The organism is uncultured Mycobacterium sp. (genome assembly GCF_964249325.1).
Lineage (GTDB): Bacteria > Actinomycetota > Actinomycetes > Mycobacteriales > Mycobacteriaceae > Mycobacterium.
Genome location: NZ_CAXUCH010000111.1, coordinates 1 through 13845, shown reverse-complemented (window position 1 = coordinate 13845; position 13845 = coordinate 1). Strand labels below are relative to the sequence as shown.

The 13845-nt window shown below is 65.9% G+C and carries 9 protein-coding genes and 3 pseudogenes; 6 read left to right on the top strand and 6 right to left on the bottom strand.

Annotated elements, in window-relative coordinates; translation table 11 throughout:
* Window positions 1-214 (bottom strand): annotated as a pseudogene (locus ACFE99_RS14745) (3-isopropylmalate dehydratase small subunit); the annotation flags it as partial.
* 35 nt (window positions 215-249) lie between these two features.
* Here ACFE99_RS14745 and ACFE99_RS14740 point away from each other — a divergent pair.
* The 6 genes and pseudogenes from ACFE99_RS14740 to ACFE99_RS14715 all read left to right on the top strand — a co-directional run.
* Window positions 250-1224, top strand: a pseudogene (locus tag ACFE99_RS14740) (acyl-CoA dehydrogenase family protein); the annotation flags it as partial.
* 90 nt (window positions 1225-1314) lie between these two features.
* The gene (locus tag ACFE99_RS14735; RefSeq protein ID WP_375486495.1) at window positions 1315-2904 is read left to right on the top strand and encodes an acyl-CoA carboxylase subunit beta; all 1590 of its coding nucleotides are present in this window, start codon (window positions 1315-1317) and stop codon (window positions 2902-2904) included.
* Window positions 2905-2909: 5 nt separating this feature from the next.
* Window positions 2910-4898 carry an acetyl/propionyl/methylcrotonyl-CoA carboxylase subunit alpha gene (locus ACFE99_RS14730; protein WP_375486491.1) on the top strand — a complete coding sequence of 663 codons (1989 nt, stop codon included), beginning with the start codon at window positions 2910-2912 and terminating at the stop codon, window positions 4896-4898.
* Entirely contained in the window at window positions 4895-6061 is a 1167-nt protein-coding gene (locus ACFE99_RS14725; RefSeq protein ID WP_375486489.1) for an acyl-CoA dehydrogenase family protein, read from the top strand. The genes ACFE99_RS14730 and ACFE99_RS14725 overlap by 4 nt, the downstream gene beginning before the upstream one ends.
* A complete protein-coding gene (locus tag ACFE99_RS14720) occupies window positions 6061-6849 on the top strand; it encodes an enoyl-CoA hydratase family protein (RefSeq protein WP_375486487.1) in 789 nt (262 codons plus the stop codon). The genes ACFE99_RS14725 and ACFE99_RS14720 overlap by 1 nt, the downstream gene beginning before the upstream one ends.
* 45 nt (window positions 6850-6894) lie before the next feature.
* Window positions 6895-7485, top strand: coding sequence for a DUF1707 domain-containing protein (locus ACFE99_RS14715; protein WP_375486485.1), 591 nt, complete (start codon window positions 6895-6897; stop codon window positions 7483-7485).
* A 67-nt stretch (window positions 7486-7552) separates the two neighbouring features.
* On the opposite strand, the gene ACFE99_RS14710 is transcribed toward ACFE99_RS14715, so the two are convergent.
* The 5 genes and pseudogenes from ACFE99_RS14710 to ACFE99_RS14690 form a co-directional block, all read right to left on the bottom strand.
* On the bottom strand, window positions 7553-9538 hold the full coding sequence (locus ACFE99_RS14710; RefSeq protein ID WP_375486483.1) for a VWA domain-containing protein: 1986 nt from the start codon (window positions 9536-9538) through the stop codon (window positions 7553-7555).
* Window positions 9531-10904 (bottom strand): sigma 54-interacting transcriptional regulator, encoded by a 1374-nt coding sequence (locus ACFE99_RS14705; RefSeq protein ID WP_375486493.1) that lies wholly within the window; start codon window positions 10902-10904, stop codon window positions 9531-9533. The genes ACFE99_RS14710 and ACFE99_RS14705 overlap by 8 nt, the downstream gene beginning before the upstream one ends.
* A gap of 172 nt (window positions 10905-11076) precedes the next feature.
* Window positions 11077-12660: a bifunctional phosphoribosylaminoimidazolecarboxamide formyltransferase/IMP cyclohydrolase gene (purH, locus tag ACFE99_RS14700; RefSeq protein WP_375486481.1), complete on the bottom strand. Its 1584-nt coding sequence runs from the start codon at window positions 12658-12660 to the stop codon at window positions 11077-11079.
* Window positions 12657-13286, bottom strand: coding sequence for a phosphoribosylglycinamide formyltransferase (purN, locus tag ACFE99_RS14695; protein WP_375486479.1), 630 nt, complete (start codon window positions 13284-13286; stop codon window positions 12657-12659). Before purN ends, purH begins: the two co-directional genes overlap by 4 nt.
* Before the next feature lie 67 nt (window positions 13287-13353).
* Window positions 13354-13845, bottom strand: a pseudogene (locus tag ACFE99_RS14690) (hypothetical protein); the annotation flags it as partial.

The window sequence follows — 13845 nt, the reverse complement described above, 5'->3', positions numbered from 1 at the left end:
AGTCCGGCCCGGCCACGAGGATCGTCGCGCCTTCGTACTGCGGTTGGTTCAGCACGAAGTCCGGTTCGTTGCCGCGCCAGGCGCTGAACAGCCCGTCCTCGAAGCCGGTCCGGGTGACCCGCTTGAGGTACACGGCCGGGATGATCTGGTCGGTGTCGACGTCGCTGCGGCGCAGCGGCACGGCCGTCCCGGTGTGCACGGTGAACGCGTTCATGTCTACAGCTCCTCGGGGGTGGCGAAGTGGCCGGCGACGGCGGTGGCGGCGGCGACGGCGCTGACTCGGTGATCATCTGCGAGGAACTGCACGAAGCCGGCGTGCCCGGTGGGGTGTTCGCGTCGCTGTTCACCTGCGGGATCGCGGTGCCGCACATGGCGGCCTCTGGTGATCAGCGGCTCATCGAGGAGTTCGTGCGGCCGACGCTGGCCGGGGAGAAGATCGGCGCGCTGGCAATCACCGAGCCCGGCGGCGGCTCCGACGTCGGGCATCTGCGGACGACCGCTGTGCGTGATGGCGACCACTACGTGGTCAACGGCGCCAAGACGTACATCACCTCCGGGGTCCGCGCCGACTACGTCGTCACCGCGGTACGTACTGGTGGCCCGGGCGCCGCCGGGGTGTCGCTGCTGGTGGTCGAAAAGGGCACCCCGGGCTTCGAGGTCACCCGCAAGCTGGACAAGATGGGTTGGCGCTCATCGGATACCGCCGAGTTGTCGTACACCGACGCGCGGGTGCCGGCAGCCAATCTGGTCGGCGCCGAAAACAGCGGCTTCGCCCAGATCGCGCAGGCGTTCGTAGCCGAACGCATCGGGCTTGCCGCGCAAGCGTATTCGAGTGCGCAGCGCTGCCTGGACATCACGGCGCAGTGGTGCCGCGACAGGGAGACGTTCGGCCGACCGCTGATCTCACGACAGGCCGTGCAGAACACGCTCGCCGAAATGGCCCGGCGCATCGACGTGGCGCGGGTCTATGCACATCATGTGGTGGAGCGCCAACTTGCGGGCGAGACCAACCTGATCGCGCAGGTGTGTTTCGCCAAGAACACCGCGGTGGAAGCCGGCGAATGGGTGGCCCACCAAGCTGTCCAGCTGTTCGGCGGCATGGGCTACATGGCCGAATGCGAAGTCGAGCGCCAATACCGCGACATGCGGATCCTCGGTATCGGCGGCGGGACCACCGAGATTCTCACCGCACTGGCCGCCAAGACCCTTGGATACCAGTCATGATTACTCCACCTGCTCCTCATCGCTTCCCTCTGCATCGTCGGCGGTGGCTATGATTCGCATCACTCGGCAAAGTCGGCGGTGGCTATGACAGTGCTGCAGTCCATGCTCGACCCCGCCTCTCCCAGCTACAGCGAGGCGGCGTCGGCGCTATCGGCCAAACTCACCGAGATAGACGGCGAGCTGGCCAAGGCGCTCGCCGGTGGCGGGCCGAAGTATGTTGAGCGCCATCACGCCCGCGGCAAGCTGACCGCCCGGGAACGCATCGAGCTGCTGGTGGACTCTGATTCACCGTTTCTGGAGCTGTGCCCGCTGGCAGCCTGGGGCAGCGAATTCCAGGTCGGTGCCAGCGTCGTCATGGGCATCGGCGCTGTATCGGGCGTGGAATGCATGATCGTCGCCAACGACCCCACGGTGAAGGGCGGCACCAGCAACCCCTGGACATTACGAAAGATACTGCGCGCCAACCAGATCGCCTTCCAAAACCGGTTGCCGGTGATCTCGCTGGTGGAGTCCGGCGGCGCCGACCTGCCCACCCAGAAGGAAGTGTTCATCCCCGGCGGGCAGATGTTCCGCGACCTGACCCGGCTGTCGGCGGCCGGGATTCCCACTATTGCCCTGGTGTTCGGCAACTCCACCGCGGGCGGCGCCTACGTGCCCGGGATGTCCGATCACGTGGTGATGATCAAAGAACGCTCCAAGGTATTTCTCGCCGGCCCGCCGCTGGTCAAGATGGCCACCGGCGAAGAGTCCGACGACGAGTCCTTGGGCGGCGCCGAAATGCACGCCCGCATATCGGGATTGGCTGACTACTTCGCGCTCGACGAACTCGACGCACTGCGTATCGGCCGCCAGATCGTGGCGCGGCTTAACTGGAGAAAACTCGGGCCGGCGCCCGGCCGGGTCGTCGAGCCGCGCTACGACGCCGAGGAGCTGCTCGGCATCGTGCCGTCGGATCTGCGGATCCCGTTCGACCCGCGGGAAGTGATCGCCCGCATTGTCGACGGCTCGGAGTTCGACGAGTTCAAACCGCTCTACGGCTCGTCGCTGGTCACCGGATGGGCGCGGCTGCACGGCTATCCGCTGGGCATCTTGGCCAACGCCCGCGGCATCCTGTTCAGCGAGGAATCCCAGAAAGCCACCCAATTCATCCAGCTCGCCAACCGCTCGAATACCCCGCTGTTGTTCTTGCACAACACGACTGGCTACATGGTCGGCAAAGAATACGAAGAGGGTGGGATGATCAAGCACGGCTCGATGATGATCAACGCTGTGTCGAACTCGACTGTGCCGCATATCTCCCTGTTGATCGGTGCATCCTATGGCGCAGGCCATTACGGCATGTGCGGGCGGGCCTATGATCCGCGGTTTTTGTTCGCCTGGCCCAGCGCGAAGGCCGCGGTCATGGGCGGCGCACAATTGGCGGGCGTCATCTCCATCGTCAACCGCGCAGCAGCGCAATCACGAGGTCAGGACTTCGACGAAGACGCCGACGCCGCACTGCGGGCCGCGATCGAGGCGCAGATCGAAGCCGAGTCGCTGCCGATGTTCTTATCCGGGCGCCTCTACGACGATGGGGTCATCGACCCGCGCGACACCCGCACCGTGCTGGGAATGTGCTTGTCCGCCATCGCCAACGCCGCAATCCAGGGCACCTCGAACTTCGGCGTCTTCCGGATGTGATGCTGATGGGAATCACTCGAGTATTGGTCGCCAACCGCGGCGAGATCGGCCGCCGGGTGTTTGCGACCTGCCGGCGGCTCGGCCTGAGCACCGTCGCCGTCCATACCGAACCCGATGCGGCGGCGCCCCACGTGGCCGAGGCGGATCTGCGGGTGCGGCTACCGCGGGTCAACGACTACCTCGACATCGAGACGCTGATCAACGCCGCCCGCGCAGCCGGCGCCGACGCCGTACACCCCGGCTACGGATTCCTTTCGGAGAACGCTGACTTCGCAGCGGCAGTACTCGACGCCGGCCTGACCTGGATCGGGCCGCCGGTGGCAGCGGTGCGAGCGATGGGCTCGAAGATCCAGGCCAAGAAGCTGATGGCCGCCGCGGGAGTGCCGGTGCTGGCTGAACTCGACCCCGGCGCCGTCACCGACGAAGAGCTGCCGGTATTGGTGAAGGCCTCGGCGGGTGGCGGTGGCCGTGGGATGCGCGTCGTGCACGAATTGTCGGCACTGCCGCGCGAAGTCGCCGCTGCCCAGCGCGAAGCGCAATCCGCGTTCGGCGATCCGACGGTGTTCTGCGAGCGCTACCTGCCCACCGGGCACCATGTCGAGGTCCAAGTGCTCGCCGACACCCACGGCACCGTCTGGGCTGTGGGAGAGCGGGAATGCTCCATTCAGCGGCGCCACCAGAAGATCATCGAAGAGGCACCCTCCCCGCTGGTCGAGCGCACGCCAGGGATGCGGGCCAAGCTGTTCGACGCCGCACGGCTGGCCGCCGCCGCGATCGGCTACGCCGGGGCCGGGACGGTGGAGTTCCTCGCCGACGACGACGGCGAGTTCTACTTCTTGGAGATGAACACCCGCTTGCAGGTCGAACACCCCGTCACCGAAGAAACGACTGGAGTCGACCTCGTCGAACTGCAGCTGGCGGTGGCCGACCGGGCACGCCTGGACCCAGAACCTCCCGCGGCGCAAGGGTATTCGATCGAAGCACGTCTCTATGCCGAAGACCCGGCGCGGGGTTGGCAGCCGCAGGCTGGTCTCGTGCACACCATCGACGTACCCGCTGTGCGGGCGCAGTTCGAAACACTCGGCCGGCGTACCGGGATCCGGCTGGACTCCGGCATTGTCGACGGATCAACCGTGTCCATCCACTACGACCCGATGCTGGCCAAAGTCATCTCCTACGCCCCGACCCGCCGGCAGTCGGCGAGGGTGCTGGCCGACGCCCTGGCCCGGGCCCGCCTGCACGGGGTACGCACCAACCGCGATCTGCTGGTCAACGTGCTGCGGCACCCTGCATTTCTCGACGGTGCCACCGACACCGCGTTTTTCGACACTCACGGGCTGGCCGAGCTGGCCGCACCGCTGTGCGACGCAGCGGCTGTGCGGTTGTCCGCGATCGCGGCGGCGCTTGCCGACGCCGCGCACAACCGCGCGACAGCCGCCGTGTTCGGGTCCATCCCCAGCGGCTGGCGCAACCTGGCGTCGGGCTATCAGGTCAAGGACTTCCGCGACGACAGCGGCGAGGAGCATCGCATCCGATACCGGTTCAGCAGAAACGGTTTGGAGCTGCCCGACGACGAAGCGGTGCACCTGGTGTCGCACATCGCCGACGAGGTCGTGTTGGCCGACGGCGACGGCGTTGCGTGCCGGTTCGGCGTCGCCCGATACAGCGACGATGTCTACGTCGACTCACCGCACGGTCCGGTACACCTGGTGGCGCTGCCGCGCTACCCGGAGCCGGGTTCGGCGGTCGAACAAGGGTCCTTGGTAGCGCCGATGCCCGGCAACGTCATTCGGGTGGGCGCGAAAGTCGGTGACACCGTGACCGCCGGCCAACCGCTGGTCTGGCTAGAAGCGATGAAGATGGAGCACACCATTACCGCGCCGACCGACGGGGTGCTGGCACAACTTGATGTCAGTCCCGGGCAACAAGTCGAGGTCGGTGCCGTCCTGGCCCGCGTCGACGCCTCCGAGACCGAAGGGAATGCACAACCATGACCGACACCAGCTTCATCGAAAACGAAGAACGCCAGGCGCTGCGCAAAGCGGTCGCTGCACTGGTGTCCAACTACGGGCCCGACTACTACCTGGAAAAGGCGCGCGCGCATCAGCACACCGACGAATTATGGAACGAGGCAGGCAAACTCGGCTTCCTCGGGGTGAACCTTCCCGAACAGTACGGCGGCGGCGGAGCAGGGATGTACGAGCTGTCGCTGGTGATGGAGGAAATGTCCGCGCACGGCTGCGGACTGCTGATGATGGTGGTGTCACCGGCCATCAACGGAACCATCATCTCCAAGTTCGGCACCGATGAGCAGAAACAACGATGGCTGCCCGGGATCGCCGACGGGTCGATCACGATGGCGTTCGCCATCACCGAACCCGACGCCGGCTCCAACTCGCATCGGATCACCACCACGGCCCGGCGCGACGGCGCCGAATGGATCCTTTCCGGCCAAAAGGTCTTCATCTCCGGCGTCGACCAAGCCCAAGCGGTGCTGGTGGTGGGACGCACAGAAGAGGCCAAGACCGGAAAGTTGCGGCCCGCGCTGTTCGTGGTGCCCACCGATGCGCCCGGCTTCACCTACACCCCGATAGAAATGGAGCTGATCAGTCCCGAACGCCAGTTCCAAGTATTCATCGACGATGTGCGGCTGCCCTCCGACGCGCTCGTCGGGTCCGAAGACGCCGCGATCGCGCAACTGTTCGCCGGACTGAACCCGGAGCGAATCATGGGCGCAGCAAGCGCGGTCGGCATGGGACGGTTCGCACTCAACAAAGCCACCGACTACGTCAAGACGCGCAAAGTGTGGGGCACCCCGATCGGCGCGCACCAGGGTCTGTCACATCCGTTGGCGCAGAACTACGTTGAAATCGAGCTCGCAAAACTGATGATGCAGAAAGCCGCGACACTCTACGACTCCGGCGACGACTTGGGTGCCGCCGAAGCAGCCAACATGGCGAAATACTCTGCAGGCGAAGCATCCGCGCGTGCGGTCGATCAAGCGGTGCAGTCGTTGGGCGGAAACGGGCTGACCAAGGAATACGGGATCGCCGCGGCGTTGACGGCATCGCGGCTGTCGCGGATCGCTCCGGTGAGCCGCGAAATGGTGCTCAACTTCATCGCGCAGACATCGCTGGGTCTGCCGCGCTCGTACTGATGGAAACGCTGGTTCGCTACGCCGTCGACGGACATGTTGCGCGGCTGACGCTCGACTCTCCGCATAACCGCAACGCACTTTCCAGCACCTTGGTCAGCCAACTGCACCAAGGGCTGCGGGACGCGGCCGCCGATCCGCAGGTGCGCGTGGTGGTGCTCGGCCACACTGGGGGCACATTCTGCGCCGGCGCCGATCTGTCCGAAGCCAGCGGGGGCGATCCTTTCGAGATGGCCGCCGAGCGCGCCAGGGAATTGGCCGCGCTGCTGCGCGCGATCGTGGAGTTGCCGCTGCCGGTGATCGGCGCCATCAACGGCCACGTCCGCGCCGGGGGTTTCGGCTTGGTCGGTGCCTGCGATATCGCGGTGGCCGGTCCGCACAGCAGCTTCGCGCTGACCGAAGCACGCATCGGAGTGGCACCGGCGATCATCTCGCTGACCTTGCTGCCGAAGATGTCCGCCCGAGCGGCGGCCCGTTACTACCTGACCGGCGAGAAATTTGACGCTCACGAAGCGGCGGGCGTCGGCTTGATCACCATGGCAGCTGACGACGTCGACGCAGCGGTGGCAAAGCTTGTTGCGGAGGTCCGACGCGGGTCACCGCAGGGATTGGCCGCGTCGAAAGCACTGACCACCGCCGCGGTGCTGGAGGGATTCGACCGCGACGCCGAGCGGCTCAGCGTCGACTCGGCGCGGCTGTTCGCCTCCGACGAAGCTCGTGAGGGGATGCTGGCCTTCCTGCAGAAACGCCCGCCCCGGTGGGCCGCTCCACGCGGCGGAGACGCAGTTTAGCTAAGTCGGCTTGCAGCCAAAGTTCTTCGTCGTAGGCTCGCAGTGATGAGCAAAGAAGCCCAGCGCGAGGTGCGGGACGAGTCACGCGCTGCAGATACCGACCGCATACAGGTTGCGCAGTTGCTGACCGACGCCGCGGCGCAGGGCCGCCTGCCGCTCAGCGAGTACGAGGACCGGCTCACCAAGGCCTATGCAGCGACCACCTACCAAGAACTAGATCGGCTCCAGGCGGACCTCCCAGGTTCGTCAGTGAGCCCCCGTCGTGGCGGTGCCTGCAAACCAGCGCCGTCCACACTGCTCCTGGCCATCATGGGCGCGTTCGAGCGACGCGGTCGATGGCCCGTACCGAAGAAACTGACAACGTTCGCGTTGTGGGGCGGCGGAGTCATCGATCTGCGCTACGCCGACTTCACCTCCACCGAAGTCGATATCCATGCATATTCGATCATGGGCGGGCAGACCATCCTGCTGCCGCCCGAGGTCAACGTCGAGATTCACGGCCACGGCGTCATGGGCGGCTTCGACCATGATGTCAACAGCGAAGGCACACCGGGTGCACCGAAAGTGACCATTCGCGGCTTCTCGCTGTGGGGCGGCGTCGGCGTCAAGCGGAAGAACCGCAAAGCACATCGATAATGCCGAGCAGACGCCAAAGTCCTTATTAGGCGGCGCTTTTGGGGGATTTTGCGCCTGCTCGCCACAACTACCGTCGCCGTCGGCGAGACCGCAGATAGTCGCCGACGACCGCCGCGCCCAGCCCGTCGAGATCGGGCACCACGACTCGTCCTTCAACGCGCCGCGCGACTTGGTCGATGAACCGGGCCAGCCCAGGATCGCTGCCCAGCCTGAAGATGGTCACCTGCGCACCAAGCCGCGCCATGTCGTCAAATCCCCGCACGGTATGAGCAATGGTCCGCGGATGCGGCGGATAGTCGAAAAACACTGCGGAGCCATCGCCGTCGAAGTCTTCTAGGTGCGCCGTCGGCTCACCATCGGTGACCACCAACACAACCGGCTGGGCATTAGGGTGTCGCCGCAGATGACGGCCCGCCAGTGCCAGCGCGTGGTGCAGGTTGGTGCCCTGCTCGTAGACACCCTCCAGACCCATCAACTCGGCGGCTGTCATGGTCCGTGCGTAGCGCCCGAAAGCGATGATCTGCAAGGCATCCGAGCGAAACCGAGTGCTGACCAGATGGTTGAGCGCCAGCGCTGTCCGCTTCATCGGAATCCAGCGGTTCTCCATCACCATGGAGAACGAGGTGTCCACCAACAACGCAACCGCGGCCTGTGTGCGTGTTTCTGTCTCGGAAACCTCGACGTCATCAACCGTAATCCGGATCGGCCATTGCGCCGTCGCAGTTCCGGCCTGCCGCAGGACCGCGTTGGTCAGCGTGCGGGTGACGTTCCACGGCTCAGTGTCACCGAACTGGCAGGGCCGGGTGGCGCCGGTCAGCTCACCGGCCGCGCCCGCACGCCGATGGTCGCGCTCGCCACGCCGTCCCGAAAGCTGTTGCGCCACATCATGCAACGCCGTCTCACCGAGCCTACGCATCGCCTTCGGTGAGAGCCGCCACTGCCCGTCGGAACCGCGATCGAAAAATCCTTGGTTGAGCAGCGCGCGCTCGAGCTCGGCGAGCGTTCGGGCGTCGATAGCGGCCTGGTCGCCGAGCTGGCGGGCCAGTGCATCGAGATCAACGTCGTCCATTGTGGCGCCCGGATAGCTTTGCGACAGCTGCTCAGCCAGCTGTTCCAGCTCGGCGATGTCGGCCAATGCGTGGGCTCCCTCGCCCATGCCCATTGGGTTGTCGCCGGAGAACTCGGAGCGTCCGTACCAGTCTTCTCCCGGACGCGCCGCCTGCAGGTGAGCATCCAGCCGCTGCAACGCCTGCATCAGCGCCGGTGATCCAAAAGCCTGCTGCGCCAAGGCATCTAGCTCCGCGCGCTGGTCAGGGCTCAAGCTGTTGCGTAATCGCTGCGCAGCAGCTGCCCGCTTGGCCAACGAATCCAGCAATTCTTCGACATTGCCCGGGTTCTCCGGGAAGAACTCGCCATGCTTGTTCATGAAGTTCTGAAAATCTTGGGGGGAATCTTGTCCATTTGCGTGCTTGTCCAACAGCTCATTGAGGTCGTCGAGCATCTCGGTGACCCGTCGACGGTCCTCGTCGGTGGCGCCTTCCAGTGCCTGCTTCATCCCGGCAAAACGTTGGTCAAGCATTTCGCGACCGAGCAAATCCTTGATCTGCTCGTATTTTTCGCGGGCCTCTGCGCTGCGCCAGTTGTAGTCGGACAGCTCTTGGACGGCCTTGGCCGGTGACGGCGACAAGGAATCCAGTTGCAGCTCACCGAAACGGGCGTCGTCGTCCAGCGCACGGGCCAGTTCCTTGCGCTCGGTCAACACTGCCTCGTCGAGCAGTTTTTTGATTTCTTGCAGCGTTCCGTCCAAGTTGTTGCGGCGCAGCAACTCCCGTCGGCGCCGATTAGCCTCGGCTGCCAAGCGGTCGGCTCCGGGCATGTTCTTGGTGCCGCGCCGCAGCAATTCCGACAGGGCTCGCCGCGGCGAGGTGCCGGCCATGACGTCCTGGCCGATCTGCTCGAGCGCCTCACGCAGGTCGACCGGCGGAGCCAGCGGGTCCGGCCCGCCGGTATACGCCGAATACCGCGTTGAGTGGCTTTTAACGGGTTTAGCCATAAACGGTTTCGCCCTCTCCGGACACCTTATCGATGCGCTTGGCCAGATACAGTGCTTCCAGCGCCAGTTCGAGCGCCGCGGCGCGTTCGCCCTCGGATTCGGCGCCCAGCCGCTTGGCGATGGTGTCGATGACGGGCAGGTCCGGTAGCGCGGCCAGCACGTTCTTCGCAGACACCCGCTCGCCGGTCGTCACCGCCGAGCCACCCTCGACCGCCGCGACCAAGGGGCCGACGTCGATGCCGCCGAGCACCCGGGACGCGGTGTCGGCGGTGGCCCGACGCAGCAGGTGCTCGAGCACAGCCTGCTCACGGCCCTCCTCACCGGATTCGAATTCGAGCTTGCCGCGCAGCACGTCGATAATCGTGCCCAGGTCGACCACCCGGGCCACCGGATCGGTCTCTCCCAGCACCGCGCCGCGATGCCGTGCAGCGGCCGCAACCGTCTCGGCAGCAGCGATCGCGAACCGCGCCGACACCCCCGAGCGCTGGTCGACCGAGTTCGACTCCCGCAGATAACGCGCGAACCGTGCGATCACCCGGATCAGATGGTCGGGCACCTGGGCACTTAGGTGCGCCTCCTGGACGACGACGCCCATCTCCGCCTCCAGCTCGAGCGGGTAGTGGGTGCGGATCTCGGCGCCGAACCGGTCTTTGAGCGGAGTGATGATCCGACCGCGGTTGGTGTAATCCTCGGGGTTGGCGCTGGCGACCACCAGCACATCCAGCGGCAGCCGTAGCGTGTATCCGCGAACCTGGATATCGCGTTCCTCCATGACGTTGAGCATCGACACCTGGATGCGCTCGGCCAGGTCGGGCAACTCGTTGACCGCGACGATGCCGCGGTGCGCCCGGGGAATCAGGCCGTAAGCGATCGTTTCGGGATCGCCGAGGGTGCGGCCCTCGGCAACCTTGATCGGGTCGATGTCGCCCACCAAGTCCGCGACGCTGGTATCGGGAGTGGCCAGCTTTTCGGTGTATCGCTCGCTGCGATGCTTCCAGGCGACCGGCAGGTCGTCGCCAAGTTCGGTGGCCCGCCGGATTGATTCGGGGGTGATCGGCGAGTACGGGTGTTCGGGGAGCTCCGCCCCGGCGATCACCGGCGTCCATTCGTCGAGCAAGCCGACCAGGGCGCGCAGGAGCCGGGTCTTGCCTTGACCGCGTTCTCCGAGCAGCACGATGTCATGACCGGCGATCAACGCCCGTTCCAGCTGCGGTAACACCGTGTCGTCGAAGCCCAGGATGCCCGGCCAGATGGCTTCACCATCTGCGCCTTCGGCGAGGCGTGCCAGCAAGTTCTCCCGGATTTCGGCTTTGACACCCCGTTCGCGATGCCCGGCGGCACGCAATTCGCCGACGGTACTGGGCATGTGATTCGGTGCAGTCACCACTCCACGCTACGACGGCCTGCGACGGGCGTCATAGTGTCCTTGCTTACGGGGCGTCCGATCGTCGGTCCTCGCACCGCCACACTGCCCCGCCGAGTGTGAGCGTGCTTTACGCGGATGGCACATTCGTGTAACACACCGGCAGACTCGGCGGCTAGTGCGAGAAATGCCGCGCGCCGGTCAGGTAAAAGGTCACACCGGCGTTGGCGGCGGCAGCGGTCACCTCGTCGTCACGAACCGAGCCGCCGGGGTGCACGATCGCGGTAACCCCCGCGGCGGCCAACGTCTCGAGCCCGTCCGGGAACGGGAAGAACGCGTCGGAAGCAGCCACCGCTCCGCGTACCCGCTCGCCGCCACGTTCGACGGCCAGCCGCGCCGCGTCCACCCGATTGACTTGCCCCATGCCGACGCCGACCGTGGCGCCGTCGGCGGCGATGACGATCGCATTGGACTTGACCGCACGGCAAGCGCGCCACGCGAAAACCAGATCCGCCAACGTCTGTGGGTCGGCCGCTGACCCAGCCGCCAACCTCCAGTTGTCGGGGTTGTCGCCGGGCGCATCGAGGCGGTCGCGTTGCTGCATCAACAGCCCGCCGCTGACCTGGCGCAGCTCGGTGCCGCCGCGCGGCGGCTCGGAAGCGACCAGTATCCGGATGTTCTTCTTGCGCGCCAGCACCTCGAGCGCGCCGGGCGCGTAGGCGGGTGCCACGATCACTTCGGTGAAGATGGTGTTCACGTACTCAGCCATCTCGACGCTGACTTCGGTATTGGCGGCGATCACGCCGCCGAACGCGCTGAGCGGATCGCACTCGTGTGCCTTGCGGTGTGCCTCGGCGACCGAGACCGAAGAGATGGCGATGCCACAAGGGTTGGCGTGCTTGATGATCGCCACGCAGGTCTGCTCGTGGTCGAAGGCAGCTCGCCAGGCGGCATCGGCGTCGGTAAAGTTGTTGTAGGACATCTTTTTTCCGTGCAGCTGCTCAGCCTGCGCGAGCCCTGGCCACGCGCGGTCCTCGCTGTAGAGCGCGGCCTCTTGGTGCGGGTTTTCGCCGTAGCGCAACAGCGCTGAGCGCCGCCATGTCCCAGCAAACCACTCACGGAACGTGACATCCGGTTGCTGCGGCGCAAGCACGGAGTCCATCCAGGTCGCGACGGCGATGTCGTATTCGGCAGTCTGCCGAAAGGCCAAGGCTGCGAGTCGCTTTCGTTCCGCCAGGGTAAATCCGCCATCGTGGACTGCGGCCAGCACGCCGCCATACCCGGACGGGTCAACGACCACCGCTACGCTGGTATGGTTCTTGGCCGCAGCACGCACCATCGACGGTCCGCCGATGTCGATTTGCTCGACGCACTCGTCGATTCCCGCGCCCGAGTTAACGGTCTCGCTAAACGGATATAGGTTGACCACTACCAGTTCGAATGCTGCGATGCCCAGCTGCTCGAGTGCCGCCGCGTGCTCCGGTTTGCGCAGATCCGCCAGCAGCCCCGCATGCACCCGCGGATGCAGCGTCTTGACTCGGCCGTCGAGGACCTCGGGAAACCCGGTCACCTCTTCCACGGGTGTCACCGGAACACCTTGGTTAGCAATGGTTTTCGCCGTCGAACCGGTGGAAACGATATCGACGCCGGCGGCATGCAGGCCGTGGGCGAGCCCGACCAGGCCGGTCTTGTCGTAGACACTGATCAACGCGCGGCGGATCGGCCTTTTCTGCGAGCCCTGCGCGTCGTCGATGTTCATCCTATGGTCGCCTTTCGTCCGCTCCACGTCACGCCGCCGGTTGCCACCGCAGCCACTACGTCTGCCAAGAGTCGCCGTTCCACCACTTTGATGCGTTCATGCAACGTCGCTTCGTCGTCACCCTCGAGCACCGGAACGGCTTGTTGGGCCAGGATCGGTCCGGTGTCCGTGCCGGCGTCGATCAGGTGAACCGTGCAGCCGGTGACTTTCACGCCGTGGGCCAGCGCGTCGGCAACCGCGTGCGCACCCGGGAAAGCCGGCAGCAGCGCCGGATGACTGTTGACGATGCGTCCTGAGAAACGTGAAAGAAACTGGGGCCCAAGTATTCTCATAAATCCGGCGGAGACGATTAAGTCGGGGGCATGCGCCGCGGTGGCAGCGGTGATGGCGGCATCCCACGCGTCACGGTCCGGGTGGTCGGCCGGCCTGACGGTGAAGGTGGGCAGCGACGCAGCCTCGGCGATTTCGAGGGCACGGCAGTCGCGGTCCGCGCCGACTGCGACCACCCGCGCGGGGTAGTCGCCGATTGCCGCCTCCAGCAGAGCTGCGAGCAGCGTACCGGTACCCGAGGCCAGCACCACCAGCCGTGCCGGTGCGCTTGGGGGCACGCGGAGGGGTGGCGGCACACGCCGAGCGTAGTCCGGCGACGATGCGTGCCGCTTGCGGCACGAGGAGGAGCCGGACAATCCAGCCTCAGTCGGGATTCTTCGGCGGCTGCTCAGCGGTCGCGATACCGATATCGTCTTCTGCCCCGTCGACCGGAAGCAGTCCGGCTTCATCGGCGGTGTCGGCGACGTCTTCGAGATCCGGTTGCTCAGAAGCGGGCGGTTCGTCGTCGGCTACTTCCTCAATCGGTCGCGGACTGGGAGGCGGCTTAGGCCTTTTGGCACTGCGCGTGACTCCGTTCGCCATCACCACAGTGATCGCGCCGACGAGCGAGAACCACAGGAATACCGAGATCCCGAACGTGCCCTGATCCACCCCGACGTCCCCGAAGTTACCCAGCCGTCCACCGGCGGCGTACCCGAGCAGCGCCATCGTCAACGCCGCAAAAGCCGCGGCCACCGCCACCTTGGCCATCGCCGCAACGAGCGGCAGCGCCCGACGCGCGCATTGCTGCCCGAGCGCCACACCTGACGACTCACCGTCGATCAACAACGCAACCCACACCGGGCTAAGCGGCGG

What these genes read in the sequence shown, in the direction of transcription:
- ACFE99_RS14730 (WP_375486491.1), top strand. Translation starts at nt 2,910, where the DNA reads ATGGGAATCACTCGAGTATTGGTCGCCAACCGCGGCGAGATCGGCCGC.
- ACFE99_RS14725 (WP_375486489.1), top strand. Translation starts at nt 4,895, where the DNA reads ATGACCGACACCAGCTTCATCGAAAACGAAGAACGCCAGGCGCTGCGC.
- ACFE99_RS14720 (WP_375486487.1), top strand. Translation starts at nt 6,061, where the DNA reads ATGGAAACGCTGGTTCGCTACGCCGTCGACGGACATGTTGCGCGGCTG.
- ACFE99_RS14715 (WP_375486485.1), top strand. Translation starts at nt 6,895, where the DNA reads ATGAGCAAAGAAGCCCAGCGCGAGGTGCGGGACGAGTCACGCGCTGCA.
- ACFE99_RS14710 (WP_375486483.1), bottom strand. Translation starts at nt 9,538, where the DNA reads ATGGCTAAACCCGTTAAAAGCCACTCAACGCGGTATTCGGCGTATACC.
- ACFE99_RS14705 (WP_375486493.1), bottom strand. Translation starts at nt 10,904, where the DNA reads ATGCCCAGTACCGTCGGCGAATTGCGTGCCGCCGGGCATCGCGAACGG.
- purH (WP_375486481.1), bottom strand. Translation starts at nt 12,660, where the DNA reads ATGAACATCGACGACGCGCAGGGCTCGCAGAAAAGGCCGATCCGCCGC.